Annotated in this window: 24 protein-coding genes; 9 read left to right on the top strand and 15 right to left on the bottom strand. The window is 73.2% G+C overall.

All coding sequences use genetic code 11. The features are described from left to right. Positions 1 to 27: 27 nt before the first annotated feature. On the bottom strand, positions 28 to 789 hold the full coding sequence (locus ACIGWZ_RS17990; protein WP_400065640.1) for a DeoR/GlpR family DNA-binding transcription regulator: 762 nt from the start codon (positions 787 to 789) through the stop codon (positions 28 to 30). A gap of 405 nt (positions 790 to 1,194) precedes the next feature. Here ACIGWZ_RS17990 and ACIGWZ_RS17985 point away from each other — a divergent pair, with 405 nt between their 5' ends. Beyond that, the gene (locus ACIGWZ_RS17985) at positions 1,195 to 1,623 is read left to right on the top strand and encodes an STAS domain-containing protein (RefSeq protein WP_400065638.1); all 429 of its coding nucleotides are present in this window, start codon (positions 1,195 to 1,197) and stop codon (positions 1,621 to 1,623) included. 36 nt (positions 1,624 to 1,659) lie between these two features. Here the strand turns inward: ACIGWZ_RS17985 and ACIGWZ_RS17980 are convergent, their stop codons facing one another. Next, positions 1,660 to 2,874, bottom strand: coding sequence for an exo-alpha-sialidase (locus ACIGWZ_RS17980; protein WP_400065636.1), 1,215 nt, complete (start codon positions 2,872 to 2,874; stop codon positions 1,660 to 1,662). Between the two features lie 157 nt (positions 2,875 to 3,031). After that, complete coding sequence (locus tag ACIGWZ_RS17975) at positions 3,032 to 3,928, bottom strand: LysR family transcriptional regulator (RefSeq protein WP_400065634.1); 897 nt, start codon at positions 3,926 to 3,928, stop codon at positions 3,032 to 3,034. Between the two features lie 153 nt (positions 3,929 to 4,081). On the opposite strand from ACIGWZ_RS17975, the gene ACIGWZ_RS17970 reads away from it, so the two are divergent. The 3 genes from ACIGWZ_RS17970 to ACIGWZ_RS17960 are packed head-to-tail and all read left to right on the top strand — an operon-like array spanning position 4,082 to position 8,377. Further along, positions 4,082 to 5,257 (top strand): NAD(P)/FAD-dependent oxidoreductase, encoded by a 1,176-nt coding sequence (locus tag ACIGWZ_RS17970; protein WP_400065633.1) that lies wholly within the window; start codon positions 4,082 to 4,084, stop codon positions 5,255 to 5,257. A gap of 23 nt (positions 5,258 to 5,280) precedes the next feature. Beyond that, on the top strand, positions 5,281 to 6,762 hold the full coding sequence (locus ACIGWZ_RS17965) for a 2-oxoadipate dioxygenase/decarboxylase family protein (RefSeq protein WP_400065630.1): 1,482 nt from the start codon (positions 5,281 to 5,283) through the stop codon (positions 6,760 to 6,762). 34 nt (positions 6,763 to 6,796) lie between these two features. Continuing rightward, complete coding sequence (locus ACIGWZ_RS17960) at positions 6,797 to 8,377, top strand: aldehyde dehydrogenase family protein (protein WP_400065628.1); 1,581 nt, start codon at positions 6,797 to 6,799, stop codon at positions 8,375 to 8,377. A gap of 7 nt (positions 8,378 to 8,384) precedes the next feature. On the opposite strand, the gene ACIGWZ_RS17955 is transcribed toward ACIGWZ_RS17960, so the two are convergent. Together ACIGWZ_RS17955 and ACIGWZ_RS17950 are read right to left on the bottom strand one after the other, a co-directional pair. Further along, a complete protein-coding gene (locus tag ACIGWZ_RS17955) occupies positions 8,385 to 9,173 on the bottom strand; it encodes a hypothetical protein (RefSeq protein ID WP_400065626.1) in 789 nt (262 codons plus the stop codon). 2 nt (positions 9,174 to 9,175) lie between these two features. Next, positions 9,176 to 9,862 (bottom strand): RNA polymerase sigma factor, encoded by a 687-nt coding sequence (locus ACIGWZ_RS17950; RefSeq protein WP_400065625.1) that lies wholly within the window; start codon positions 9,860 to 9,862, stop codon positions 9,176 to 9,178. Between the two features lie 344 nt (positions 9,863 to 10,206). On the opposite strand from ACIGWZ_RS17950, the gene ACIGWZ_RS17945 reads away from it, so the two are divergent. Then, positions 10,207 to 11,028 (top strand): SAM-dependent methyltransferase, encoded by an 822-nt coding sequence (locus ACIGWZ_RS17945; protein WP_400065623.1) that lies wholly within the window; start codon positions 10,207 to 10,209, stop codon positions 11,026 to 11,028. Between the two features lie 18 nt (positions 11,029 to 11,046). Here the strand turns inward: ACIGWZ_RS17945 and ACIGWZ_RS17940 are convergent, their stop codons facing one another. From ACIGWZ_RS17940 to dhaK, 3 genes are all read right to left on the bottom strand, one after another. Continuing rightward, entirely contained in the window at positions 11,047 to 11,460 is a 414-nt protein-coding gene (locus ACIGWZ_RS17940; RefSeq protein ID WP_400065621.1) for a PTS-dependent dihydroxyacetone kinase phosphotransferase subunit DhaM, read from the bottom strand. Next, entirely contained in the window at positions 11,457 to 12,065 is a 609-nt protein-coding gene (dhaL, locus tag ACIGWZ_RS17935) for a dihydroxyacetone kinase subunit DhaL (RefSeq protein ID WP_400065619.1), read from the bottom strand. The genes ACIGWZ_RS17940 and dhaL overlap by 4 nt, the downstream gene beginning before the upstream one ends. Before the next feature lie 65 nt (positions 12,066 to 12,130). Beyond that, positions 12,131 to 13,123, bottom strand: coding sequence for a dihydroxyacetone kinase subunit DhaK (gene dhaK / locus ACIGWZ_RS17930; RefSeq protein ID WP_400065617.1), 993 nt, complete (start codon positions 13,121 to 13,123; stop codon positions 12,131 to 12,133). Positions 13,124 to 13,685: 562 nt separating this feature from the next. Here dhaK and ACIGWZ_RS17925 point away from each other — a divergent pair. Next, positions 13,686 to 14,615, top strand: a complete 930-nt coding sequence (locus tag ACIGWZ_RS17925) for a hypothetical protein (RefSeq protein WP_400065616.1) — start codon at positions 13,686 to 13,688, stop codon at positions 14,613 to 14,615. A gap of 111 nt (positions 14,616 to 14,726) precedes the next feature. Here the strand turns inward: ACIGWZ_RS17925 and hutG are convergent, their stop codons facing one another. The 3 genes from hutG to ACIGWZ_RS17910 form a co-directional block, all read right to left on the bottom strand. After that, entirely contained in the window at positions 14,727 to 15,704 is a 978-nt protein-coding gene (gene hutG / locus ACIGWZ_RS17920) for a formimidoylglutamase (protein ID WP_400065614.1), read from the bottom strand. After that, entirely contained in the window at positions 15,701 to 17,377 is a 1,677-nt protein-coding gene (gene hutU, locus ACIGWZ_RS17915; protein WP_400065612.1) for a urocanate hydratase, read from the bottom strand. The genes hutG and hutU overlap by 4 nt, the downstream gene beginning before the upstream one ends. 155 nt (positions 17,378 to 17,532) lie before the next feature. After that, positions 17,533 to 18,351 carry an IclR family transcriptional regulator gene (locus tag ACIGWZ_RS17910; RefSeq protein ID WP_400065610.1) on the bottom strand — a complete coding sequence of 273 codons (819 nt, stop codon included), beginning with the start codon at positions 18,349 to 18,351 and terminating at the stop codon, positions 17,533 to 17,535. Positions 18,352 to 18,858: 507 nt separating this feature from the next. On the opposite strand from ACIGWZ_RS17910, the gene ACIGWZ_RS17905 reads away from it, so the two are divergent. Beyond that, positions 18,859 to 19,413 carry a CAP domain-containing protein gene (locus ACIGWZ_RS17905; protein WP_400065608.1) on the top strand — a complete coding sequence of 185 codons (555 nt, stop codon included), beginning with the start codon at positions 18,859 to 18,861 and terminating at the stop codon, positions 19,411 to 19,413. Positions 19,414 to 19,499: 86 nt separating this feature from the next. On the opposite strand, the gene ACIGWZ_RS17900 is transcribed toward ACIGWZ_RS17905, so the two are convergent. Beyond that, positions 19,500 to 20,594, bottom strand: coding sequence for a Ku protein (locus ACIGWZ_RS17900; protein WP_400065606.1), 1,095 nt, complete (start codon positions 20,592 to 20,594; stop codon positions 19,500 to 19,502). A 422-nt stretch (positions 20,595 to 21,016) separates the two neighbouring features. On the opposite strand from ACIGWZ_RS17900, the gene ACIGWZ_RS17895 reads away from it, so the two are divergent. Continuing rightward, a complete protein-coding gene (locus ACIGWZ_RS17895) occupies positions 21,017 to 21,682 on the top strand; it encodes an endonuclease (RefSeq protein ID WP_400065604.1) in 666 nt (221 codons plus the stop codon). 78 nt (positions 21,683 to 21,760) lie between these two features. On the opposite strand, the gene ACIGWZ_RS17890 is transcribed toward ACIGWZ_RS17895, so the two are convergent. The 3 genes from ACIGWZ_RS17890 to ACIGWZ_RS17880 all read right to left on the bottom strand — a co-directional run bounded on the left by ACIGWZ_RS17890 (position 21,761) and on the right by ACIGWZ_RS17880 (position 24,715). Beyond that, positions 21,761 to 24,148, bottom strand: coding sequence for a phosphoketolase (locus ACIGWZ_RS17890; RefSeq protein ID WP_400065602.1), 2,388 nt, complete (start codon positions 24,146 to 24,148; stop codon positions 21,761 to 21,763). Positions 24,149 to 24,150: 2 nt separating this feature from the next. Next, entirely contained in the window at positions 24,151 to 24,351 is a 201-nt protein-coding gene (locus ACIGWZ_RS17885; RefSeq protein ID WP_400065600.1) for a DUF5133 domain-containing protein, read from the bottom strand. Positions 24,352 to 24,544: 193 nt separating this feature from the next. Beyond that, positions 24,545 to 24,715 carry a hypothetical protein gene (locus ACIGWZ_RS17880; RefSeq protein WP_400065598.1) on the bottom strand — a complete coding sequence of 57 codons (171 nt, stop codon included), beginning with the start codon at positions 24,713 to 24,715 and terminating at the stop codon, positions 24,545 to 24,547. A gap of 153 nt (positions 24,716 to 24,868) precedes the next feature. Here ACIGWZ_RS17880 and ACIGWZ_RS17875 point away from each other — a divergent pair, with 153 nt between their 5' ends. Next, the gene (locus tag ACIGWZ_RS17875) at positions 24,869 to 25,648 is read left to right on the top strand and encodes a class I SAM-dependent methyltransferase (RefSeq protein WP_400065597.1); all 780 of its coding nucleotides are present in this window, start codon (positions 24,869 to 24,871) and stop codon (positions 25,646 to 25,648) included. The last annotated feature ends 24 nt before the right edge of the window (positions 25,649 to 25,672 follow it).

Raw genomic sequence — 25,672 nt, 5'->3', positions numbered from 1 at the left:
CGGTTGTCCGGGCGGCCGCCGGCCCGGTCAGACCCGGAGCACCTGCGGCCCCAGGAGGGAGTAGCGATGGGCCTCCGGCGCGGAGAGCCCGACGTCGGTGACGACCGTGTCGAAGTCGCTCACCTCGGCGAACCGGCAGAAGCTGCTGGCCCCGAACTTGCTGTGCACCCCGACCAGTACCCGGCGCCGCGAGGACCGCACGGCCTGCGCCTTCACCTCGGCGACGGACGGGTCGGGGGTGGTCAGGCCGTGCTCGCGGGAGATGCCGTTCGCGCCGATGAACGCCAGGTCGATGACGAACCCGGCGAGCATGTCCCGGGCCCAGGAACCCACCGTCGCCTGCGTCCCGGCACGGACCCGGCCGCCGGCCAGCAGGACGGTGGTGGAGTCGGACGCGGAGACCAGGGACGCGGTGCGCAGCGAGGCGGTGAGCACGGTCAGCGGACGGTCGGTGGGCAGCAGCGTGGCGACCAGCTCGGGGGTGTAGCCCTCGTCCACGAACACCGTCTCCGCCGCCCCCACCAACTGCGCCGCGGCCGCCGCGATCCGGCGTTTCTCCGCGACCTGCAGGGTCTCCCGCCGCGCCAGCGTGGTCTCGAAACCGGCGCTCTCGACCGGGTAGGCCGCGCCGTGCGTCCGCCGGATCAGGCCGCGCCGCTCCAGTTCGCTCAGATCGCGCCGTACGGTCTCCCGGGCGACTCCGAACTCGACCGCGGCATCGGCGACCTCGACCCGGCCCGACTGCCGGGCGAGCACGAGGAGGCGGTGCTGACGTTCCTCGGCCCTCATGGTGGCCTCCTGCCCGTGGCGTCGTTGCTTTTCGGTTACGGGCCCGGTCGGTGGTGCTGTCCGGTGGTGCCCTTCGGCTGCCCGTATGCGGTGTTCCGGAACGGTCGTCCGAAACGGTGTTCCGTTCGGTCACGGGCCTGCCCGTTTCTGCCCGCCCGAGGTTTATAGCAACCGCAGAACGCCGGACGTATGCCCGTAACGGCGCAAAATCCGCCCGTTTCTGCCCGCGCCGGACCCCCTCCGACCTGGCCGGATGCCCGCCCCCGGTGCCCGCGCGGCCCCGCGGGACGCTCCGTCCGCCTGCCCGCGGGGATGCGGGCGAGCCGGGTACGACTTCGGTGCAACCCGCGTACACCGGTCGCCGTGTCGATGATGCGGTCGAAAAGGGCGCTTAGTCTGGACGCCATGAGTGCGGAGATGCGGTCCTTGGCGGTCACGGCGATCGTCGAGGCGGAGGAGTGCGCGGTGCTGCGGGTCAGCGGGGAGCTCGATCTCCGTACCGAGCAGGCCTTTCTCGAGGAGGCCCGGTCCATCGTGTCGGCCGGCCACCGCTTCCTGGTGCTCGATCTGACCGCCCTGCGCTTCTGCGACTCGCGCGGGCTGAGCTGCCTGCTCGCCCTGGAGTGGCTGTGCCGGCGCCTGGAGGGCCGGCTGTTCCTGGCCTCGCTCGGCGTACGGATGCTGCGGCTGCTGGTCGGCACCCAGTCGCTGGGGGTCTTCTCCTGCTACCCGACCGTCGGCCACGCACTGGCGGCCGTCCCCGACAGCGCGCGCCCGGCCTGGCCGCCCGCGGTGGAAGAGCCGCCGTTGGCGAGCGATGACCCGTTCGTGTGACGTGGCGCGGCATCGGGGTGACGGCCACGACGGCGGTCACGCGGCCGGGCAGCCGGCCCCCAGCCAGGCGCCGTCGAACCGCGCGAAGACGATCCGCTGGTACGGCCCCGACTCGTAGAGCAGCCCGAACGTGCCGTCCTTCAGGCGGGTCAGGGTCGAGTACGCCGCCGGGCCGGGGGTGACGACCCGGGAGACGGGCCAGGTCCGTCCGTCGTCGCAGGACAGCCGCACGGTGAGGTTCTGCCGGGCGGTGGCGCTGGCCGTATTGCTGAACAGCAGCCAGTGCGCCCGCGCACGGTCCGGCCCGAGGGTGGGGTCGTAGCGCAGGAGCGAGGCGTTGTTGACCGGGTCGACCAGTGCGTCGTCGGCGACCGGGGAGCTGTAGGTCAGCCCGCCGTCCCCGGAGTACGCGACCAGCCGCTTCGTGGTGCTGCCGGTGCGGCTGTTGAGCATGATGCGGCCATCGGCCAGCTCGACGGTCTTGTTCTCGTCCATCAGCGGCCCGACGGGCGTCCCCAGCCGCCAGGTCGCCCCGTGGTCGTCGCTGTAGGCGCTGGCCGCCCACATGCTGCCGTCCGCCTTACGGAACGCGTATTGCTGCAGCAGCCTCCCGGTGGAGAGCTGGATGCCGGTGCCGGACGAGGCGAAGATGCCGAGCCAGGACGGGTCCTTGAGGTCATGGGTGAGGCGGCGGGCCTGCCAGCTGCGGCCGCCGTCGTCGGAGTAGTGGTAGTCGGTGTGCAGGATCGTGGTGCTGTCGTGGTCGTTTCCGGGGCCCGCGTTGCGGAAGCCGATGCCCTTGGGGCCGTACGCGTGGAAGAGGAAGAGGCGGCCGGTGTGCCGGTCGGCGAGCAGGCTGGGATCGCCGGCGCCCGCACCGCCGTCGTAGTCGGCGACCGCCTGCGGAGCGCTCCAGGTCCGCCCGTTGTCGACGCTGCGCCGCACCATCACATCCACGTTGCCGGGCAGGTCGGCGGCGCTGTCGTTGCGCCGGTCGTAGGCGGCGACGAGGGTGCCGTCGGGGAGCGTCTCCAGGGCCGGGATGCGATAGGTGTGCGCGCCCTGGCCGGCGACCGCGACATCGGTGGACTCGTACAGCGGGGTGGGTTCGTGCATCGGGGTGGGCCCGTACAGCGGCGAGGGGTCGCGCCGGGGCGGCGGTTCGGCGGCGGGCGCCGCGCGGACGGCCGTCGTCAGGGCGGTGCCGGCCGCGAGCAGGACGGCCAGCGACAGGGAACGGGCGGCTCTCACCGGCACCTCCAGGACGGGGCAGGACGCGACGGACCGGGCGACGCATGCGGAGGCACCGGACAGGGGACGTCGGATGTTCCCCGAGCCTCGACGCCAAGGTAATCCGAGCCGACGGGCCGCGCCGCGGCACGCGTTGGCCGCCGGGCCGCCCCTCGCGCTACGGCGCGGCGCCCTCGTGCAGCGCGGCGATCAGCGCCTCGACCGACGGCCGCTGCCGCGCGGCGGCGCCGACCGCGACCACGATGTGCCGCTCGACCACATCCGCCAGCGGCACCGGCACGACCCCCTCGGACCGCAGCCGCAGCATCAGCTCCGTCAGCGGCGCGACCCCCAGCCCCGCCCCGACCATCGCCAGCGACGTGGCGGTATCGGTCACCTCGTGCACCACCCGCGGTTCGAACCCGGCCCGGCGGCAGGCGGCCCGTATCGCCCGCCCGTAGTACGAACCGGGCGCGGGCAGGATCCAGTCGAACCCGGCGGCCTCCGCGAGACGCAGCGGCCGCCGCCCGGTCACCCGCCCGGCCGCCACGGCCAGCCCGAACCGCTCCGACCGCAGCCGGATCAGCTCCACCGCGCCGTCCAGCGCGAGCGGCGCGTCCGGGTAGTCCAGGCCCAGCGCCAGATCCACCCGGCCGGCGCAGACCTCCGTGTACGCCTGGTCCACCTCCACCTCGCGGCTCGCCACGCACACTCCCGGATGCCGCGCCCGCAGCCGGTCCAGCGCGGGCGGCAGCAGCACGGCCGCCGCCGTACCGAACACCCCCAGCCGCAGCCGCGCCGCGACCTCGCCGCGGCCGCGCTCCAGGGCCGCCACGGCCTCGGCCTGCGCGGCCAGGATCCCCGCGGCGTGCGCGGCGAGCGTGTGCCCGGCGTCCGTCAGCTCCACCCGCCGCCCCAGCCGCCGCACCAGCTCCGTCCCCGTGACCCGCTCCAGCGCCGCGATCTGCTGGGACACCGCGCCCGGCGTATAGCCCAGGGCCGCGGCCGCCGCCGTCATGGTGCCGCTGCGGGTCAGCTCCAGCAGCGCCCTCAGCTGGACCCCCGGCAGTTCCATGCCGGGACCCTACCCAGCGCTCCCGATGGCCAGAACCTCTGAAAGATCGCGTCCAGCAACTGTGCATGGACGCGGGACGCCCCACCCGCCACCATCAAAAGTGACCCGCTCGACGGCGAACGGGCCCCGCACGACGACGGGAAGGCGGCCCCGATGGCTCCCACTGCGGCTTCTGTCCCCCTCCCCGACCAGGCCGACGTCGTGATCATCGGCGGCGGTGTCATCGGAGCGAGCATCGCCTTCCACCTCGCCGAGGCGGGCGTCCGCAGGGTGCTGCTGCTGGAGCGCGACCGCCCCGCCTCCGGCTCGTCCGGCAAACCCATCGGCGGCGTCCGCGCCCAGTTCTCCGACCCGCTCAACATCCGCCTCGGCCTGCGCAGCCTGGACGCCTGGCGCGCCTTCGCCCGCCGCCCCGGCGCCGACATCGGGCTGGAGTCCGTCGGCTATCTCTTCCTCCTCGGCGACGCCACCGAACTGGCCTCCTTCGCCGGGGGAGTGGAGACCCAGAACGCCCTCGGCCTGCCCAGCCGCATCATCACCCCGCGCGAGGCCGCCGAACTGTGCCCCTACCTCGACCCCCGCGGCATCGTCGCCGCCGCCTACTCACCCACCGACGGCTACGCCCTGCCCAAGGCCGCCGTCACCGGCTATCTCCGCGCGGCCCGCAGGCTCGGCGTCACCGTACGCACCCGCTGCCCGGTCACCGCCATCGACACCACCGACGGCGCGCTCCGGGCCGTCCGCACCCCGCACGGCACCGTGCACACAGCCACCGTGATCTGCTGCGCCGGCGCCTGGTCCGCCGCCGTCGGGGCGATGGCCGGCGTCGACCTCCCCGTCACCCCGTTGCGCCGCCAGATCGCCCTCACCGGACCGCTGCGCCCGGCCCCGCCCCGCATCCCCTTCACCCTCGACTTCGCCTCCACCCTCTACTTCCACAACGACACCGCGGACGGCCTCCTCCTGGGGCTGTCCGACCCGGACCAACAGCCGGGATTCGGGCGGCGGTTCACCCGCGAATGGCTGGGCCCGTTCCGTGCCGCGGCCGCCCGCCGGGCACCCGAACTCGCCCGGCTGCCGGTCACCGGCGGCTGGGCCGGCCTCTACGAGATGACCCCCGACCGCAACGCGCTGATAGGCGAGGCCGACACCCCCGGCCGCTTCCTCTACGCCACCGGCTTCTCCGGCCACGGCTTCCTCCAGGCCCCCGCCGTGGGCGAAATCGTCCGCGACCTCTATCTCGGCCGCGCACCGTTCCTCGACATCGCCCCGCTCACCGCCACCCGCTTCGACGGCCACGCCACCCGCCGCGAGGCCCACATCATCTGACGCCCCACGTCCCGGAGCCTCCCATGGTCCCCACCTGGCGGCTACGCGCCGCATTCGCCCGTCGGCTGTCCGCCATGTACGGCACCGAAGTGCCCGCCTACACCACGCTCCTGGAGGTGGCCGGGCGGGTCAACGACGAGGTCGCGGGTCGGGACCCGGACGCGGAACGGCTCGGCAGCCTCACCCGGGTCACCGCCGAACGCCACGGCGCCATCCGCGTCGGCACCGAAGCGGAACTGCGCCGGGCCGCCCAGATCTTCGCCGCCCTCGGGATGCGTCCGGTGGGCTTCTACGACCTGCGGGACGGCGAGGTCGGCGCCGTACCGGTCGTCTCCACCGCCTTCCGGCCCACCGGCACCGAAGAACTGGAGCGCAACCCCTTCCGTGTCTTCACCTCCCTCCTCACCACCTCCGACCGCCGCTTCTTCGACGCCGACCTGGAATCCCGGCTCGACGCCTTCCTCGCCCGCCGCCGCCTCTTCCCCCCGGAACTCCTCCAGCTCGCCGAGAAGGCGGAGGAGCCGGCGGGCCTCCCGGAGGCCGACGCCGAGCGCTTCCTCACCCTCGCGGTGGCCGCCTTCGAACTCTCCCCCGAGCCCGTCGACCGCGCCTGGTACGCCGAACTGGAACGCGTCTCCGCCGTCGCCGCCGACATCGGCGGGGTGGCCGCCACCCATATCAACCACCTCACCCCCCGCGTCCTGGACATCGACGCCCTCTACCGCCGCATGGGGGAGCGCGGCATCGCCATGATCGACCGGATCCAGGGGCCCCCGCGCTGGGACGGCCCCGACGTCCTCCTGCGCCAGACGTCCTTCCGCGCCCTTGCCGAGCCGCGGCGCTTCCGCGAGCCCGACGGCCGCATCACCGGCGGCTCGCTACGGGTCCGCTTCGGCGAGGTCGAGGCCCGCGGCATCGCCCTGACCCGCGCCGGCCGGGCCCGCTACGACGCGCTGATGGCCGCGACGGACCGCCATCTGGCCCAGGACCCGGACGCCGACCGGCAGGAGACCGCCCGCGCCCTGTGGCACCGCACCTTTCCCCGTACCGAACACCGACTCGCCGCGGAACACCTGGCGTTCTTCACCTACCGCCCGGCGACCGGGCGGCCCCACGACGGCCGACGGCCGCCCGCCGACCTCGCCGGACTCCTCGACGGCGGCTGGCTCACCGCCCACCCGATCGTCTACGAGGACTTCCTGCCCCGCTCCGCCGCCGGCATCTTCCGCTCCAACCTCACCGGCGAAGGCATCCGGTGCGCCGCCCTGACCGGCACCCCCTTCGACGCCCACCGCCTCTCCGAAGTCATCGGCCGCCCCGTGCTCGACCCGTTCACCCTCTACGCCGCGCAGCAGGACCGCTCCCTGCGCCAGGCGCTGTCCACCCTGCGGGCGGGCGCGGCGCTCCGCGCCCTGGACGCCGCCGAGGGCCACCCGACACCCGACACCGGACGCCCCGCCACCGGCCCCACGACAGGCCCACCCGCCGACCCCACCACCCCCTGACCCCACCCGCCTCCGCCGCCCCGAGGAGCCCGCCATGACCGCCACCCCGCCCGCCGCGACCCCACCCACCGGCCCCCGCTTCCCCACCGCCGACGCCCTGCGCGCCCGCGCGGCAACGGCCCTGCGCCACTGCGGCGTGGACCTCGACGCGTACGACGCGCCCGGGACGACCGCCGCCACCGTCCTCGCCCGCACCCCCCTGACCGGCGCCACCCTCGCCCGCCTCCCCGCCACCACCCCCGAACAGGCCGCCCGGGCCATCCACGAGTCCCACCGCACCTTCCACCAGTGGCGCACCGTCCCGGCCCCCCGCCGCGGCGCCCTGGTCAAGCGGCTCGGCGAACTCCTCGCCGCCCATAAGGACGACCTCGCCGACCTGGTCACCCTCGAAGCGGGGAAGATCCGCTCCGAGGCGCTCGGCGAGGTCCAGGAAATGATCGACATCTGCGACTTCGCGGTCGGCCTGTCCCGGCAGCTCTACGGCCGCACCATCGCCGGCGAACGCCCCGGCCACCGCCTCTCCGAGACCTGGCACCCGCTCGGCGTGGTAGGCGTCGTCTCCGCCTTCAACTTCCCCGTCGCCGTCTGGTCCTGGAACACCGCCGTCGCCCTGGTCTGCGGCGACACCGTCGTCTGGAAGCCGTCCGAACTCACCCCGCTCACCGCGCTGGCCTGCGACGGCCTGCTCGCCCGGGCCGCCGCCGAGGTCGCTGCGCCGCCCGGCGTGCACCGGCTGCTGCTCGGGGCCCGCGAGTGCGGTGAGCTGCTGGTCGACGACCCGCGGGTGGCGCTGGTCAGCGCGACCGGATCGGTACGGATGGGCCGGCAGGTCGGCCCGCGGGTGGCCGCCCGCTTCGGCCGCTGCCTCCTGGAGCTCGGCGGCAACAACGCCGCCGTCGTCACCCCCTCCGCCGACCTCGACCTCACCGTCCGCGGGGTCGTCTTCTCCGCCGCGGGCACCGCCGGCCAGCGTTGTACGACGCTGCGCCGCCTGATCGTCCACGAAGACCTCGCGGACCGCCTCACCGCACGCATGGTGCACGCCTACGGCCAACTGCCGCTCGGTAACCCCTTCGACGACGCGACGCTCGTCGGCCCGCTCATCACCACGGCCGCCCATACGGCCATGGCCGACGCCCTGGCCACCGCGCAGCGCGACGGCGGCAAGCTGCTGACCGGCGGGGACCGCTGCTTCACGGCCGAGGCGCCGGACGCCGCCTATGTCCGCCCGGCCCTCGTCCGGATGCCGGAGCAGACCGAGATCGTCCGCGCCGAGACCTTCGCCCCGATCCTGTACGTCCTGACCTACCGCACCCTCGACGAGGCCATCGCCCTGCACAACGACGTCCCCCAGGGCCTGTCGTCCAGCATCTTCACCCAGGACCAGCGGGAGGCCGAGCGCTTCCTCGCCGCCGACGGTTCCGACTGCGGCATCGCCAACGTCAACATCGGCACGTCGGGGGCGGAGATCGGCGGCGCGTTCGGCGGCGAGAAGGAGACCGGCGGCGGCCGCGAATCCGGCTCCGACGCCTGGCGCGCCTATATGCGCCGGGCCACCAACACGGTGAACTACTCCGCGGACCTCCCCCTCGCCCAAGGAGTCAACTTCCTCTGAAATACGCTCAGTTGACTCGGCCGAGGTCCCGGACGAGGGTGCGTGACGGCCGCGGGATCTCCCCGAAGTCCTCGTCGTCGGCCTCCACCACGAGCCGGTTGATCACGTTCTCCAGGGCCGTCGGCAGGGTCGGGGCGAGTCCGCTGTGCCACTGGACGAGGAGGTTGTGCCGGGCCGCGTCCGGCAGCAACTGCCTCTCATCGAACGCGGCCACCGCCGGACGTTCCTCGTCCGGGGCGTGCGCGGCCTGCCCGCGCCAGTAGTCGGCATCCCGGTACTCCCCGTTGCGCCGGTGCGAGAGATAGAGGCAGTACGCCGCGGTCCGGCTGCCCGCGCCCGCGCCGAAGTGCCACCAGAAGTGCGCCGCGTCGAAGCGCCCGGTGATGTGCAGCAGACAGGCGAAGACCAGCGCCCCCTCGGGGTCGATGCGATGGTCGTCGACCAGCCGCTCCAGGCTGGCCGCGGCCGCCGCGGCGTTGACCACCAGCGCACAGGCCAGCTCCAGTTCATGGGTGGCCTCGTCGCGGGCGCTGGGGTAGGCGCTGGGCGCGCCGTGGTCGGCGCGGGCCGGGCGGGGTCCGTCGGCGTTCCGAGCTGCCACGGCCCCCGTACGGCACTCCGTCGCCGTGAACGCCTCGAAGCAGCCCAGGCCGTCGAGCGTGCCCGCGTCATCGAGAGCGCAGAAGCCGGCGAGGCCGTCGATTCCGGCCACCGCCGCGGCGGCGCTCAGCAGCGTCTCGACGGTGTCCCGACGCCCGGAGTGATCGGTGTGCCGGGCGTGATAGGTGGACGACATGGTCAGTTCCCCCCTGCTGAAGCGTTGTGGTGATTCCTTGCCGTGGTGCCCTGGTCGATGCCGAGCGCCGCGGCGAGCTTGCGTTTGCCGCGGCTCGCGTAGGAGCGGACGGTGACTTCGTCGACGTCGAGCAGCGCGGCGATCTGCGCGTCGTCGTACCCGATGACATGCCGCAGCACGATCACATCGCACTGCCGCTCGGGCAGCCGTGAGATCGCCGAGTACAGCCCCAACTGGCTCTCCAGCAGGGCGAACCGCTGCTGGCACTCGCGCAGCAGGGCATGCGTGACGACCGCGAAGGCGGCGGTCTCGGTGAGCGCGGTGGGCTGCTGGTGGTCGTACAGCCACTCCACCACGCACTCCTTGAGGACCGACCATGCGAACGCCTCCACCGACGCCTGCCGCAGCGCATGCGGCCACAGCCGGCCCAGCCGCCGGAAGGCGGACCGGGTCACCTCGTGGGCCGCGCTCTCGTTGCCGGTGTGCAGATAGGCGTACGTCACCCACTTGCAGGCGTGCGTGGCGTGGAAGGCCTCCAGGGCTATGGACAGCTGACGGGCCGCAGGGTCCGCCGAACCCGGTGGTCCGGCCGGGTCGGAGGGGAGTCGGCGGGGGAGCGCGGCTAACTCCGCTCTGGGCCCGCGCGCCTCCGCGCACGCCGGCAGAAGTCGGTCCCGGTTTGCGCCCACGAGCCGTCCTCGTTCCGTTCGCCGTGCACCGCTGCTGCCGCACCGACGATGCCGGCGGCAACGGAAGGACTGGCTGCCCTCACCTCTAATGAACAGGAAAGTGCGCCCTTTTGTGGCACCGGGGCGCAAGAAATCTTCCGCTGCGTATTCATATGACTACGCATGCCACGGGCAAGTTCGTCCGGCACGTCGGCGTGCTGGGCGTGCGCTGGGCGTGCGCCGGGGCGCACAGGGCATCCGCGGCATGATCGGGAGCGTATCGGGCATGGGTCCAACTGCCGTGCGGGCGGCGGCATTCGGGGCGCCGCGGAGGCGCGGCGGCCGTACTGGGGAGGCAGCGCACGATGAGCGACCGCAATGAGCCCGTGGTGGACCTACAGCTCGACCGGGCCCATTCCTCCCGGATCTACGACTACTTCCTCGGCGGCAAGACCAACTTCCTGGCCGACCGGATGGCGGCCGGCGGCGTCCTGTCCGTCTTCCCCGCCGCGCTGGTCGCCGCCCGCATCAACCGCGAGTTCATGCACCGCGCCACCCGCTTCCTCGCACGGTCGGGCCTGCGCCAGTTCCTCGACATCGGCACGGGCATCCCCACCTCGCCGAACCTGCACGACATCGCCCAGGACATCGCCCCCGACGCCCGCGTGGTCTACACGGACAACGACCCCATCGTCCTCGCACACGCCGCGGCCCTGCTCCTGAGCACCGCCGAGGGACGGACCGCGTACGTACAGGCCGACGTCAACGACCCCGAGGGGATCCTCGCGGCGCCGCAGCTCCTCGACACCCTCGACCTGCGCAAGCCGGTCGCGCTCAGCCTGAACGCCCTGATGCACTTCGTCACCGACGACGGCGGGCACCGCGCGCACGCCATCGTCGAGACCCTCAAGTCCGCCCTGCCCAGCGGCAGCACGCTCGCCATGACCCATGCGACACCGGACTTCGCCCCCGAAGCGATGCACAAGATCATCGAGGTGTACCGCGGCGCCGGCACCACCCTCCAGTTCCGCTCCCGCGCCGCATTCCTCCGCTTCTTCGACGGCTGGGAGCTGCTGGAGCCGGGCGTCACCCTCTCCCACCAGTGGCGCCCCGACCACCCCGGGGACGCCACCCACGTCACCGACGCCGAGGCGGCCTGCTACGCGGCCATCGCCCGCAAGCCCTGAGCGGCCGTCGCGCGCCCCTCACTCCTTCCGGTAGCCGTACGCCTCCCCGGCCGCTGCCGCCACCGCGTCCAGATCCGCGCCGGCCGAGGCGGCGACCACCGCGGCCACCGCCCCCTCCACGAACGGCGCATCCACCAGCCGTGCGCCCTCGGGGAGTTCGTCCCCCTCCGCCACCATGGCTTTCACGGTCAGTACGGCGCTGCCCAGGTCGGCCAGGACCGCCACCCCGGCGCCCCGGTCCACCTCCCGCGCCGCCGCCGCGATCAGCTCCGCACTCGTGCCGAGCCCGCCGTCGGGCGTACCGCCCGCCGCGGCCACCGGTGCCGTGCCGCCGCCTCCGGCCAGCCCGACCGCCATCGCCGCGACCGACTCGGCCACCGGCCCGCTGTGCGACACCAGCACGATCCCCACCAGCGAGGCACCCCCGGTCACTTCGCCACCTCCGCGAGGGCCGCGAACAGCAACGCCGACGAGGTCGCCCCCGGGTCCTGATGCCCGATGCTGCGTTCCCCCAGATAGCTCGCCCGGCCCTTCTTGGCCAGCAGCGGCACGGTCGCCAGCGCGCCCCGCTCCGCCGCCGCGGCCGCCGCCTCGAACGACGTGTCCAGCGCCTCGACCGCCGGGACCAGCGCATCCAGCATCGTCTTGTCCCCCGGCGCCGCGCCGCCCAACTGCGCCACCGCCTCCACCCCCGCCTGGAGCCCGGCCCGCAACTCCTGCCTCGACACCTGCGCCGCCTCACCCAGCGCCTTGCCGCTGCGCCGCAGCAGCGAGCCGTACAACGGGCCGGACGCACCCCCCACGCTGGAGATCAACTGCCGCCCCGCGGCGGCCAGCACCTCCCCGGGCGCCGCGGGCCCGCCGGCCTGCAGCATCTTCGCCACGGCAACGAACCCCCGTTGCATATTGCTCCCGTGATCGGCGTCCCCGATGGCGGAATCCAGTTCGGTCAGCCGGTCGGCCTCCCGCTCCACGGCGGCGGCCGCCGCCGTCATCCACCGGACGAAGAACGCGGTATCCAAGACGGTGTCCGACACGTCGTACTCCTCTGCTCTGTGCACTGGCTGATGTGTGGGGTCCGGGTACGGACGGCGGGCCGGGCTCACCGCCCCCAGCGCAGCCCCGCCGTCTCCACCGGCGCGTCCCACAGTCGCAGAAGCTCCCCGTCCACCTGGCACAACGACACCGAGCACCCCGCCATGTCCAGGGATGTCACATAGTTCCCGACGAGCGTACGAGCCACCGCCACCCCGCGTTCGTCCAGCACCCGCCGCACCTCCGCGTTGAATCCGTACAGCTCCAGCAGCGGCGTCGCGCCCATCCCGTTGACCAGCACCAGGACCGGCAACCTCGGCTGCAGATCCTCCAGAATCGCGTCCACCGCGAAGTCCGCGATCTCCCGCGAGGTCATCATCGCGCGCCGCTCCCGCCCCGGCTCGCCGTGGATGCCCACCCCCAACTCCAGCTCCCCGGCCGGAAGGTCGAACGTCGGACTGCCCTTCGCCGGCGTCGTGCAGGCAGCGAGCGCCACCCCGAAACTGCGCGAGGACTCCACCACCTGCCGGGCGAGCGCCTCGACCCGCTCCAGCGGCATGCCCTCCTCGGCCGCCGCCCCGGCGATCTTCTCGACGAAGAGCGTGGCCCCGGTGCCCCGCCGCCCGGCCGTGAAGGTCGAGTCGGTCACCGCCACATCGTCATTGACGAGCACGCTGGCGACCTGCACGCCTTCGTCCTCGGCCAGCTCCGCCGCCATCTGGAAATTGAGCACATCGCCGGTGTAGTTCTTGACGACGAACAGCACGCCGCGCCCGCTGTCGACCGCCGCGGCGGCCCGCACCATCTGATCCGGCACCGGCGATGTGAACACCTCCCCGGGACACGCGGCATCCAGCATCCCCGGTCCCACGAACCCGCCGTGCAGCGGCTCATGCCCGCTCCCGCCCCCGGACACCAGCGCCACCTTCTCCGCCACCGGCGCATCCCGCCGCACGATCACCCGGTTCTCCGCATCCACCACCAGTTCGGGATGCGCCGCCGCCATACCCCGCAGCGCGTCCGCCACGACGGTCTCGGCGACATTGATGAGCATCTTCATGGGGGTACCTCCTGGTGAGCTGAGCGGTCGGAGTTCCGGCGGCGGGCTCCGGCGGGGCCGATGCCGACCTGATACCGACTCTACTGATGGCGTGTCAGGCGCATTCCGAGGGTCTGTGCGGTGCCGAGGTGCGGCGGGTCCAGTATCGGACGGTGGCGGGTGGTCGGCACCGCCGCGCGCCGGTGTCGTCGTGCCGGTTCGGGACGGTCGCCGGATCCGGTGCACCGCGTCGCCCGCATGGCGCAGACGGAGCCGCCGCTACGGACGGTGTGCGGGCTCCACCGGCGTGCCGGACAGCCCGGCACCCGGCCGCTCCCCGCACGGCGGTCGTGAACCCATGGCCGCATCGTTCCCTACGGTCAACGCCGCTGCCGGTAGGCCGAGTTGGCGGCTCCGGCCGCGGCGGCGCCGCGCGTGCCGCCGGCGTGGGCGCGAGATTCCCTGCATGCCCCCCAGTCGTATTCATCGCAAGGGTGGGGTGTGGCTTGAACTTATACCCCTAGGGGGTATGGTGGGGGTCGTTGGCCGCCCCTCTCGAGCGGCCCTTGAGAAGGGAGTGCGCATGCACACCGGACTGAAGGTCGGTGCCTTCGCCGCCGTGCTCGCCGCGGTGTTCGGCACCGCCTACGGCGTCGGGGCCGCGGTCGATCCCGTGGTGTCGCAGACCGGTACGGCGAAGCACGGCGGCCACGGTCCCCGGGCCGCGAAGGCGCCGGGCGGGCTGCAGGTCGCCGAGCGCGGCTACACGCTCGATCTGAAGACCCCGCGCCTCAAGGCAGGCGTCCCGGCCGAACTGCGCTTCGCGGTGGTCGAGGACAGCACCTCGCGACCGGTCACCGCGTACGCACGCGGACACGGCAAGGAACTGCACCTCATCGTGGCCTCCCGCGACCTCACCGTGTACCGGCACCTCCATCCGGAGCGCGCCGCCGACGGAACGTGGTCCGCGCCGGTCGAACTGCCCGAGGCCGGCGGCTACCGCGTCTTCGCCGACTTCAGCCCCAAGGGGGCGAAGGAGGGGCTGACGCTCGGCTCGGATCTGGCGGCGACCGGCCCGTACGAGGCGGCAGAACTGCCGAAGCCCGCCACGGAGGCGCTGGTCGACGGCTATCGGGTGCGTCTCGAAGGCGAGTTGACCCCGGGGAGGCCGAGCGACCTGACCCTTGGCGTCACCAAGGACGGCAGGCCGGTCAGGGACCTGCAGCCCTACCTCGGCGCGTACGGACACCTCGTCGCCCTGCGCTCCGGCGACCTCGCCTACCTGCACGTCCACCCCAACGGCGAGCCGGGCGACGGCAGGACGAAGCCCGGACCGGACGTGTCGTTCACGGCGACCGCGCCGAGCAAGGGCAGGTACCGCCTCTTCCTGGACTTCCGGCACGAGGGCACGGTCCGCACGGCGGCCTTCACCGTGGCCACGGCCGACGGCGCGGCCGCGAAGGACAAGGAGGCGGCGGACGGGCACCAGGCGGAGAACGGCCACCGGCACTGACGGGCCCGGAGGATCACCCGCCGCCGCGGATCGGCGAGGGCGGGGCCCGGCGCCCAGCAGCGCCGCCGCGGCGTGCACGTCCCCGGCCCCTCCTCGGCCGCCTCGCTCCCGTTACGCGGGGCGGACCGGCGTGCGGGTGCAGGTCACGATGCGGTGGATCAGCCGGGCCCCGGCCCGTGCCGTGCGATGGTCGATGTCGAGCTGCGGGTTCAGCTCGGCGACGTCGCACACCGCGAGCTTCCGGCTCGCCGCCACCTTCGTGCAGACCCGCTCGACGACCTCCATCTGCACCCCGTAGGCGGCGGGCGCACTGACGCCGGGCGCCGCACCGGCGGGCAGCACATCGAGGTCGATGCTGAGATGCACGACATCGCAGCCGGCGAGGAACTCGTCGAGGAAGGCGTCGACGCGCTCGACGTCGAGCGGACCGCACTCGGTGTCGGCCAGGTAGCGCACGCCGAGCTCGTCCGCGGTGTGGAACAGCCGCTCCGTGTTGCTCGGCTGGCTCACACCGAGCACCCGGTAGTTCAGCCGCCGCCCGCGCTCCTCCTCGCTCCGTGCCATCTGGAGGAAGGGCGTGCCGGAGCTGGGCCGGGCATCGTCGCGCAGATCGAAGTGGGCGTCGAGGTTCAGCACCCCCAGGCGGCCGCCCTCGCGCAGTGCCCGGCTGTCGGCCAGCCCGAGGTAACTGCCGTACGCGACCTCATGGCCGCCGCCCAGTACCACCACCAACCGGCCGCCGTCGACGAGCGAGGCGACGGCCCGGCCCAGCCGGTGCTGCCCGTCCTCCAGGTCCCCGTCGCCCACCTCGACGTCGCCGACGTCCAGCGCCCGCACCGGTGCCGGCAGCGCCATCGACGCGAGGGCGCCGCGCAGGGCCCGCGGCCCGTCCGCCGCGCCGGGTCGGCCCTTGTTGCGCCGGACTCCTTCATCGCTGCGGAAGCCGACGAAGGCGACCTCGCAGGGCCCGGCACGGTCCTCGTCGAGGCCGACCGCATGGTGCCAGCGCAGGTTGCCCGGCCCGTGCCCGTCGTCCCGGCCCGTCCAGGGATCGGGGGCCCTGTCCACGGCCGTCGTCGCGGTCGTCACTTGGTCTCGTCCTCCGTCATCGGGACGCGCACCCCGCGCTGCTGCGCCACGGACGCGGCGTGCTCGTAGCCGGCGTCCACGTGGCGGATGACGCCCATACCGGGGTCGTTGGTCAGCACGCGGGACAGCTTCTGCGCGGCGAGCTCGGTGCCGTCGGCGATGCAGACCTGGCCGGCGTGGATCGAGCGGCCCATGCCGACGCCCCCGCCGTGGTGGATCGAGACCCAGGACGCGCCGGACGAGGTGTTCACCAGGGCGTTGAGCAGCGGCCAGTCGGCGATCGCGTCCGACCCGTCGAGCATCGACTCCGTCTCGCGGTACGGCGACGCCACGGAGCCCGAGTCCAGGTGGTCGCGGCCGATGGCGAGCGGCGCGGACAGCTCACCGGACCCGACCATCTCGTTGAACCGCAGACCGGCGCGGTGCCGCTCGCCGTAGCCGAGCCAGCAGATACGGGCCGGCAGGCCCTCGAAGACCACCCGCTCGCCGGCCATCTTGATCCACCGGTGCAGGTGCTCGTTGTCGGGGAACAGCTCCAGGATGGCCCTGTCGGTGGCCTCGATGTCCTTGGGGTCGCCGGACAGCGCGGCCCAGCGGAACGGGCCGAGGCCCTCCTCGAACAGCGGGCGGATGTAGGCCGGGACGAAGCCGGGGAAGTCGAACGCCCGCTGGTAGCCGGCCTTGCGGGCCTCGTCGCGGAGGGAGTTGCCGTAGTCGAAGACCTCGGCGCCGGCGTCGAGGAAGCCGACCATCGCCTCGACGTGCCGTGCCATGGACACGCGGGAGCGCTCGGTGAAGTCGGCGGGGTCCTTACGGGCCTGCTCGTGCCACTCCGCCACGCTCACCCCGACGGGGAGGTAGGACAGCGGGTCGTGCGCCGAGGTCTGGTCGGTCACGATGTCGATGGGCGCGCCGATCTCCAGCAGCCTCGGGAAGACCTCCGCGGCATTGCCGGCGAGCCCGATGGACAGCGGCTTGCGGGCGTCGCGGGCCTCGATGGCGAGCCGGAGCGCGTGGTCCAGGTCGTCCGCGGCGACGTCGAGGTAGCGGCGCTCGATGCGGCGCTCGATGCGGGTGGGGTCGACATCGACGCAGAGGGCGACGCCGTCGTTCATCGTCACGGCGAGCGGCTGGGCGCCGCCCATGCCGCCGAGTCCGGCGGTGAGGGTGATGGTGCCGGCGAGGGTCCCGTCGAACTTCTTACGGGCGACCGCGCCGAACGTCTCGTACGTGCCCTGCAGGATTCCCTGGCTGCCGATGTAGATCCAGGAACCGGCGGTCATCTGCCCGTACATGGTCAGCCCCCGGGCCTCCAGGGACCGGAACTCCTCCCAATTGGCCCAGTCGCCGACCAGGTTGGAGTTGGCGAGCAGCACCCGCGGTGCCCACTCATGGGTCCGCATGACGCCGACCGGCTTGCCGGACTGCACCAGCAGCGTCTCGTCGTCCTTGAGCGTCCTGAGCGTGCGGACGATGGCGTCGTAGGCGGCCCAGTTGCGGGCGGCCTTGCCGGTGCCGCCGTAGACGACCAGGTCCTGCGGGTGCTCGGCGACCTCGGGGTCGAGGTTGTTCATGAGCATGCGCAGGGCGCCTTCCTGCTGCCAGCCCAGGCAGTTCAGTTCGGAGCCGCGGGGGGCGCGGATGCCACGGGCGTCCGGGACGGTGCTGGTCATGCTGCCTCCTGAGGAGTCGGGTCTGCTCGCGTCCCATGACAGGCGACGGGAAGGACGGCAGCCAGGCACACCGGCTCTGTTTCTCGGATCCGAGAACGATTCGTCCGGGACCTCCGCCACGGGGACGCCCTGCGCCCCGCGGGACCCCGCGTCGCTCAGCCGGCCGTCCGCCGGGCCGGGGCGCGCCCGGACACCGCGGCCGTCAGCCGCGCCGCGCCCTGTTGCAGCACCTCGCGCACATGATCGGGGTCGTGCCGGCAGTGGTGCCGCTGCCATGTGCTGCTGAGCGCCGCCACCGGCCGCTCGTTGTGATCGAAAGCGGCCACACCCAGCGAACGCAGCCCCTCGGACACCAGCTCGATCTCCTCCGACCAGCCGCGCTCACGGTCCCGCGCCAGCTGACTGCGCAGCTCGGCCAGCGACCGCGGGCCCTTGCCGGTGCGGGTGATCAGGTCGCCCGGCCGCGGAAACAGCGCCCGTAGCTGCGCGTCCGTGGCATGGGCGAGGATCGCGCAGCCGTTGGCCGTCAGATGCGCCGGCAGCCGGACGCCGATGTCGGTGACGAGGGCGACGTCGACGTCACCGGACCGCGCCGTGGACGGCCGCTCCTTCAGCAGGTACACCGTCTCCGCGCCGTGCAGGATGCCCAGGTGGACCGTCTGGCCGAGCCGGTTCGAGAGGCTGCGCAGGATGGGGCGGGCGCGCCGTTCCAGCGGCTCGTGCCGGAGATACGCGGAGCCGATCTCGAAGGACGCGACGCCCAGCCCGTACGCCTGCTCCTTCGGGACGTAGGTGACGAAACCGCGGTCCACCAGCACCGAGAGGATGTGATAGGCGGAGGACCGCGGGATGCCCAGGTCCCGGGCCAGCGCTCCGGCCTGCACCAGACCGGAGCGGCCGGCGAGGTGCAGCAGGATGTCCAGCGCCCGCCCGACGGCGGGCGAGGTGCTCGAAATCGTCTCGCGTTCACTCATGGAGTCGTCCCTGGCAGAGCCGTACATACAGGAATATACAAGTCGACATTCAGCGATCGTCCCGCCCCGCCCCGTAGGACATCGCGGCGGGCCGGCCCCGCCCGCCGATGCGCCGGCTGAGCTCACGCGCGGTCCGGGCCACCTGCGCGGCGGCGGGAACCATGGACATGGCGCGAGCGTAGATCCCGGCCGCGGACCCCCGGCGCACGCCGCCGACGACGTCTGGGATACGAGACGGATTGCGGCTGCGGGGCCCGGCGGAAGCGCTCCGGCCCGGTGCTTCATGGACCGCGGCGCACGGCAGAGGTCGCGGCCGCCGCATTCCGTCAAACAATCAGCCGTGTGGGGATGTTCGCGGCTTCGGACACAACTCACCCACATGCGGGGCGCTTTAAGTGAGTACTGCGCACATCACACGCTTATGCGGTGAGGTGATCCGCGGCGGGGGAGGCATCGCCGCGCCGGACGGTGAGCGGCACCGTCCGGCGCGGCGAGAGGAATGTGCCTGTGCCCCGTAACGGTGGCGGCCCGCGGGGCCCGATGCGTCCGGTCGCCGCTGCGGTCGGCCGCGCGACCGCAGTGATCACCGCCTGCCTGCTCATGCTTCCGCTCGCCGCCCCGGCCACAGCCGGAGCCGTCGCCGGGGCGAGGGAGGGGCACGGCGTGATCCGGGCCCGCGCATTACGTCACGTCGTCGAGCGCACCAACGGCGCCCGGAGGACGGTCCATTGCCCGGCAGTCAGGCAGGACGCGCGGCTCGACCGGGCGGCCCGGCAGCACGCCGCGTACCTCGCCCGCACCGGCCGGCTCACCCACCAAGGTGCCGGGGGCACCACCACGGGGCAGCGGGCCCGCCGCAACGGATACCGATGGACGGCGGTGGGGGAGGCCATCGCCCAGGGCTACCCCGATGCCGCGGCCGTGGTCGACGCCTGGATGAGCAGCCCGCCGCACCGGCACCTCCTCGTCACCTGCGGCTATCGCGACACAGGAGTGGGCGTCGCCCAACGCAACGGAAGAACGTGGTGGGTTCAGGTCCTGGCCACCCCAGCGGGCGCCTGAGGGCACCGCGGGCCGACGACGTTCACGTGGGTGGCGAGGCCGATGACGCGTCCGCCCGTGCGGGGAAGGCGGGCCTGTCGGGGTGGTCAGCCCGCCCGGCGGCGGGACCTGCCTGCCGTCTTCTTCGCCTCGGTCGTCTTGGCGGCCGCGGATTTCTTCGCGGTGCCCGTGGACTTCCTGGCGCTGCCGTTCTCGGCCGTACGGGCGGCCGTCTTCTTCGCCGCCTTGCCGGTGGACTTCTCGGCGTCCGCCGACCGGGTGCCGGCCTGCTTGGTGGCCGTCTTCTTCGTGGCGCTCTTCTTCGCGGCGGTCTTCTTCGCGGCGCTCTTCTGCGCCGGGCGGCCGGCCAGCGACGTCACGGTGGCGTGCTCGGCGTCGTCGCCCGTGCCGCCGCCCTCGCCGCGCGACTGCTTCGCGGCTCGGACGCTGTCCTGCAAGGCCGCCATCAGGTCCATCACCTGGGCCGCGGGCTCCTCGCCGGGCGCCTCGAAGTCCGGCTCGCGGTGCGCCAGCTTCGCCGCCACGATCTCTTCGAGCGCCTCGCGGTAATGATCGTGTACGTCGTCCTCCGACAGCTCGCCGTAGGAGTCCATCAGGCTCTCGGCGGCCGCCACCTCCTTGGTGCCGAGATCCATCCCGCCCTCGGGCAGCACGCCCTCCATCGGGCGGATCTGGTCCGGCCACAGCAGGACCTGCATCACGAGGGTGTCCGCGACCGGACGGATCATGGCGAGCGACTCCCGGCCGTGCAGCGCGACCTTGCCGAGACCGACGCGCCGGTGGCGTTCCATGGCCTCGCGCAGCAGGACGTACGGCTTGGCCGCGGCGCTGCCGTCGGCGCTCAGGTAATAGCCCTTGCCCATCTGGAGGGGGTCGATGTCACCGCCGTCGACGAACGCCAGGATCGTCAGCGTCTTCGCGGTCGGCAGCGGCAGCGCCGCAAGATCCTCGTCGCTCAGGGGTACGACCGTATCGCCGTCGACCTTGTATCCCCGGCCGATCTCGTCCTCCGTGACCTCGACGCCGTCCAGCGAGCACACCGGTTGATTGCGCACCCGCCCGCCGTCCGCGGTGTGGATGCGCACGAAGCTGACCGACGCGGTGGTGTCCGTGGCGGAGTAGGCGGCCACGGGGATCGTGACCAGTCCGAAGCTGAGGGAGAACTTCGCCGTGGGGCGCATGGGGGCCGCTTTCATCGGTGCCTGTCGGCGGGCCGGCGGATCGGCGGATCGGGGGGTCGGCGTCGAAAGCCATGGTAGGTGGGTCGGCCGGGGTGTACATCTTCGCCGTGGGGCCGGACCGGCGGATCGGACCGACCGGGCCGGCAGCCGATCGGGTGCTTGAGCGAAGCGAGCGGAGAGAGTTCGTCGACGCCGTCCGCCACCGGGTGTGCGGCCTCCGGGAGGAGGGCGGGAGGGAGGCGGTACCGGTTTCCGTATCCCCGGCCCGGTGGTACGGAACCGATGCGGATTCTGGCGCAGACACCGACCCGGTCGACCGACGGAGGACATCGCGTGGCCGCAACCGAAGCGAGGGATACGGGGGAGGACGTCGGAGAGGGCCTCCCCGAGGACTTCGCCGGCTCGCAGGCCGGCGGCCGGCCATGAGCGGCGACGGCGAACAGCGCGCCCTCGCCCGGGCCCTGCTGGACCGGCATGGCGAGACCTACGCCGCACAATGCGGCATCGCGGTGCGCAACACTCCGCAGCCGCTGTATCAGGTCCTGGTGCTGGCAGACCTGCTCAGTACGCGGATCCGGGCATCGGTGGCGGTCGCGTCGGCGCGGGCCCTGTTCGACGCCGGTATGAGCACCCCGCGCCGCATGCTGGACGCCACGTGGCAACAGCGCGTCGATGCGCTCGGCGAGGGCGGTTACCGGCGCTACGACGAGAGCACCGCCACCCGGCTCGGCGAGGGTGCCGCGCTGCTGCTGGACACCTACGGCGGCGATCTCCGGCGGATGCGGCAGGCGGCCGACGGCGATGCCGGCCTGCTGCGCCGGGCCCTCGAGGAGCTGCCGGGCGTCGGGCCCACGGGATCCGCGATCTTCCTGCGCGAGGTGCAGGGGGTCTGGCCGGAGTACGCCCCGTTTCTCGACCCGAAGGCCGTACAGGGCGCGGAGCGGCTGGGGCTGCCGGGCGACAGCACGAAGCTGGCGCGGCTGGTCACGGCGGACGAGTCGGCCGCGTTCGCCTCGGCGCTGGTGCGTGCGGCGCTGGACCGGGGCATCGCCGAGGAGGTGCGGGAGGCCGCGGCGGGATCCGGCTGACACCGCGCCCGGTACGGCCGTCACGATGCCGAGGGCCGGCCGGGCGCACTGCCCACCGGGACGTGCCCGCCCCCGCCCTCACCCGGTCCAGGTCCAGTCCGCCACCTCCGGAAGATCCGTCCCGTGCTCGCGGATCCAGGCGTGATGGCGGGTCCGGACATCCGCCATCGCCTGGCGCAGCGCGATGGCCCGGACGCCGAGGCCGGGGACGCGGTCCACGACGTCCATCACCAGGCGGTAGCGGTCGAGGTCGTTGCGCACGACCATGTCGAAGGGCGTGGTCGTGGTGCCCTCCTCCTTGTAGCCGCGCACGTGCAGGTTGTCGTGGCCGGTGCGGCGGTAGGTGAGGCGGTGGATCAGCCAGGGGTAGCCGTGGTAGGCGAAGATGACCGGCTTGTCGGGCGTGAAGAGGGCGTCGTATGCGAAGTCCGGCATGCCGTGGGGGTGTTCTCCCGGGGGCAGCAGCCGGGTCATGTCGACGACGTTGACGACCCGGACGGCCAGTTCGGGCAGGTGGCGGCGGAGCAGGCCGGCGGCGGCCAGAATTTCCTGGGTGGGGACGTCTCCGGCGCAGGCCAGGACGACGTCCGGGGTGCGACCGCCGTTCTCGGTGCCCGCCCAGGTCCAGGCGCCGGCGCCGCGGGCGCAGTGGGCGCGGGCCTCGTCGAGGGTGAGCCAGTCGAAGCTCGGCTGCTTGCCGGCCACGATCACATTGACGTAGTCGCGGCTGCGCAGCGCATGATCGGCCACCGAGAGCAGGGTGTTGGCGTCCGGCGGCAGATAGACGCGCACGACTTCGGGGCTCTTGTTGAGGATGTGGTCGACGAAGCCGGGGTCCTGGTGGGAGAAGCCGTTGTGGTCCTGGCGCCAGACGTGCGAGGTGAGGAGGTAGTTGAGGGACGCGATGGGGCGGCGCCAGGGGAGCCGGCGGGCGGTGCGCAGCCATTTGATGTGCTGGTTGACCATCGAGTCGACGATATGGGCGAACGCCTCGTAACTGGAGAAGAGGCCGTGCCGCCCGGTGAGGAGATAGCCCTCCAGCCAGCCCTGGCACAGATGCTCGGAGAGCACCTCCATGACGCGGCCGTCGCGCGCCAGATGCTCGTCGGTGCCCACGGTCTCGGCCTGCCAGGCCTTGCCGGTGGCCTCGTAGAGGGCCTCCAGGCGGTTGGAGGCGGTCTCGTCGGGGCCGACGACGCGGAAGTCACGGCGCTCCGCGGTGGCCGCCATGACCGCGCGCAGCATGCCACCGAGCACCCGGGTCGGCTCGTGCAGCACGGTGCCGGGCTTGGCGACGTCCACCGCGTGCCGTTCCAGGGGCGGGATCGGCAGGTCGTGGAGCAGGAGCCCGCCGTTGGCGTGCGGGGAGGCGCCCAGCCGCCGGGACCCCTCCGGCACACAGGCCAGGACGTCCGGCCGGGGCGCACCCGACGCGTCGAAGAGCTCCTCCGGGCGGTACGAGCGCAGCCAGGCCTCCAGCTGATGGCGGTGGTCGGCGTGGTCGCGTACGCCGGCCAGCGGCACCTGGTGCGAGCGCCAGGTGCCCTCGACGGGGACGCCGTCGACCTCGCGCGGACCGGTCCAGCCCTTGGGCGTGCGCAGCACGATCACCGGCCAGGACGGCCGCTCCGTCCCGCCTCCGGAGCGGGCGCGGCGCTGGATGTCGCCGATCCGGTCCAGCGCCCGGTCCATGGCGGCGGCCAGCGCGTCGTGCACCGGGGCGGGGTCGTTGCCGACGACGTACATCGGCTCATGGCCGTAGCCGCGCAGCAGGGCATCCAGCTCGTCGTGCGGGATCCGGGCGAGCACCGCCGGGTTGGCGATCTTGTAGCCGTTGAGGTGCAGGATCGGCAGAACGGCGCCGTCGTGCACCGGGTCGAGGAATTTGGTGGCGTGCCAGGACGCGGCGAGCGGCCCGGTCTCCGCCTCGCCGTCCCCGATCACACACGCGACCAGCAGCCCGGGGTTGTCGAACGCCGCTCCGTAGGCATGGGTGAGGGAGTAGCCGAGCTCGCCGCCCTCATGGATGGAGCCCGGTGTCTCCGGCGCGACGTGGCTGGGGACACCGCCGGGGAAGGAGAACTGATGGAACAGCCGCTCCATGCCCGCACGGTCCCGGCTCACATCCGGGTAGGTCTCGCTGTACGTGCCGTCGAGCCAGGAGTTCGCCAGTACGGCGGGACCTCCGTGGCCCGGCCCCCAGACGCACAGCGCATCCAGATCGCGGGCCTTGATGACGCGGTTGAGGTGGGTGTGCACCAGGTTCAGGCCCGGTGAGGTGCCCCAGTGGCCCAGCAGCCGCGGCTTGATGTGCTCGGGGCGCAGCGGCTCGGTCAGCAGAGCGTTGGCCATCAGATAGATCTGGCCGGCGGACAGGTAGTTGGCGGCACGCCAGTGGGCGTCCAGGGCGCGCAGTTCGGCGGGGTCGAGGTGGGTCGGCGCGGGCCGCGTCGATGCGTCGCGCATGCTCATCTCCTCGCGAGAAGGCGCTCCGCCGCGCGGACCGCCTCGCAGGCGGTGCGGCGGCCCGTCAGTACGCACAGGGTGTAGGCGACATCCTCCAGCTGCCGGCGCCGGGCCGCGTCATGGGGCTCGGCGTGCACCAGGTCCTCCCACATCCGGTAGCGCCGCAGATGTGAAGCGAGCACAGTTCTGTCCGGCAGCAGCATGCTGTCTTCTCCCGCGTGGTGATCGCTTCCCGAGGCCCGTCGAGCCCGTCCCGCATCAGGGGTGGGATGTCCACGGTGCGTCCGTCACCCTGCGCTCGCAAGCGGAGACGTACTGCACGGGGGCGGGCCGGGCCGCGCGGGACGTCCGGCCGGAAGGGCGCCGGCCGGACGGGGGCGCCGGCGCGGGCGTCGGTCAGTCGGGTGGTTCGGGAGCCGGGTGCTCGTCCGGTCCGGTACCCGGCGGTTCGGCCGGGCGCGGGCCCGGCTCGTCCGGCTCCGGCTCGGCCGGGCGGGGCTCGTGCGGCACGGGCTCCGGCGCGCTCGGCACGGGGCCCGGCCCGTCGGGAATCGGCTCAGTGGTCATGGCGGCCCTCCTTCTTCTCCATGGTGCGCGCGTCCCTCCGGGCGCGCCGTCCACGGTTCGGCTGTCCGGCCCCCCGGACAGCAAACCCCGAGGCGACCTCGCCTTCACCTTGAGAACCCCGAACGCCGATCGGCGCGCTGCTACGTTCACTCCATGGATGAACGCACGCGCGACGGCAGCGCCGGGGACGTCGACTACGGCTCGGTGGGCGGCGGATACGCCGACCACCGGCGGCCCGACGACCGCATCGCCGCCCGCGTCGCGGAAGCCCTCGGCGCCGCCCGCACGGTCGTCAACGTCGGCGCCGGCGCCGGTTCGTACGAATCCCGCACGCTCGACGTCACCCCCGTCGAGCCGTCGGCCACCATGCGCGCCCAGCGACCCGCCCACCTCCCTCCGGCGGTCGACGCCGTCGCCGAACGACTCCCCTTCCCCGACGGCTCGTTCGACGCCGCGATGACGACCTTCAGCGTGCATCAGTGGAGCGACGCCGCCGCCGGGCTGCGCGAGATGCGGCGGGTGGCACGCGGCCCCGTCGTGGTGCTGACCTGCGACCCCGACCTGGTACGGGACTTCTGGCTGTACGCCTACGCGCCCGAGGTCCTGGACACCGAGGCGCGGCGCTACCCGCCGATCGCCGAACTGGCCGGCGCGCTGGGCGGCCGCACCACCGTGCAGCCGGTGCCCGTGCCGCTCGACTGCTCGGACGGCTTCAACGAGGCGTACTACGGCCGCCCGGAACGCCTCCTCGACCCCGGCGCGCGGCAGGCGTGTTCGGCATGGAGCTTCGTGGACGAGGACACCCGGACGCGGTACGCCGCGGAACTGCGCCGCGACCTGGAGAGCGGCGCATGGGACGAACGCTTCGGCGCGCTGCGCCAACAGCCCACCTACGAAGGCTCGTTGGTGCTGCTGCGCTCGGTACCGGACTGAGGCCGCCGAGGCGCTCGGTACACA

This window comes from Streptomyces sp. NPDC053427 (assembly GCF_044544985.1).
GTDB lineage: Bacteria > Actinomycetota > Actinomycetes > Streptomycetales > Streptomycetaceae > Streptomyces.
This window is presented reverse-complemented; position numbering and strand designations above follow the sequence as displayed.

Excerpts from the sequence above, each read along its gene's own strand:
- ACIGWZ_RS17970 (WP_400065633.1), top strand. The coding sequence starts at position 4,082 with ATGGCTCCCACTGCGGCTTCTGTCCCCCTCCCCGACCAGGCCGACGTC.
- ACIGWZ_RS17990 (WP_400065640.1), bottom strand. The coding sequence starts at position 789 with ATGAGGGCCGAGGAACGTCAGCACCGCCTCCTCGTGCTCGCCCGGCAG.
- ACIGWZ_RS17900 (WP_400065606.1), bottom strand. The coding sequence starts at position 20,594 with ATGCGCCCCACGGCGAAGTTCTCCCTCAGCTTCGGACTGGTCACGATC.
- ACIGWZ_RS17880 (WP_400065598.1), bottom strand. The coding sequence starts at position 24,715 with ATGACCACTGAGCCGATTCCCGACGGGCCGGGCCCCGTGCCGAGCGCG.
- ACIGWZ_RS17890 (WP_400065602.1), bottom strand. The coding sequence starts at position 24,148 with ATGCGCGACGCATCGACGCGGCCCGCGCCGACCCACCTCGACCCCGCC.
- ACIGWZ_RS17875 (WP_400065597.1), top strand. The coding sequence starts at position 24,869 with ATGGATGAACGCACGCGCGACGGCAGCGCCGGGGACGTCGACTACGGC.
- ACIGWZ_RS17910 (WP_400065610.1), bottom strand. The coding sequence starts at position 18,351 with ATGAGTGAACGCGAGACGATTTCGAGCACCTCGCCCGCCGTCGGGCGG.
- ACIGWZ_RS17960 (WP_400065628.1), top strand. The coding sequence starts at position 6,797 with ATGACCGCCACCCCGCCCGCCGCGACCCCACCCACCGGCCCCCGCTTC.
- ACIGWZ_RS17985 (WP_400065638.1), top strand. The coding sequence starts at position 1,195 with ATGAGTGCGGAGATGCGGTCCTTGGCGGTCACGGCGATCGTCGAGGCG.
- ACIGWZ_RS17945 (WP_400065623.1), top strand. The coding sequence starts at position 10,207 with ATGAGCGACCGCAATGAGCCCGTGGTGGACCTACAGCTCGACCGGGCC.
- ACIGWZ_RS17965 (WP_400065630.1), top strand. The coding sequence starts at position 5,281 with ATGGTCCCCACCTGGCGGCTACGCGCCGCATTCGCCCGTCGGCTGTCC.
- ACIGWZ_RS17955 (WP_400065626.1), bottom strand. The coding sequence starts at position 9,173 with ATGTCGTCCACCTATCACGCCCGGCACACCGATCACTCCGGGCGTCGG.
- ACIGWZ_RS17925 (WP_400065616.1), top strand. The coding sequence starts at position 13,686 with ATGCACACCGGACTGAAGGTCGGTGCCTTCGCCGCCGTGCTCGCCGCG.
- ACIGWZ_RS17895 (WP_400065604.1), top strand. The coding sequence starts at position 21,017 with ATGAGCGGCGACGGCGAACAGCGCGCCCTCGCCCGGGCCCTGCTGGAC.
- dhaK (WP_400065617.1), bottom strand. The coding sequence starts at position 13,123 with ATGAAGATGCTCATCAATGTCGCCGAGACCGTCGTGGCGGACGCGCTG.
- ACIGWZ_RS17975 (WP_400065634.1), bottom strand. The coding sequence starts at position 3,928 with ATGGAACTGCCGGGGGTCCAGCTGAGGGCGCTGCTGGAGCTGACCCGC.
- hutU (WP_400065612.1), bottom strand. The coding sequence starts at position 17,377 with ATGACCAGCACCGTCCCGGACGCCCGTGGCATCCGCGCCCCCCGCGGC.
- ACIGWZ_RS17885 (WP_400065600.1), bottom strand. The coding sequence starts at position 24,351 with ATGCTGCTGCCGGACAGAACTGTGCTCGCTTCACATCTGCGGCGCTAC.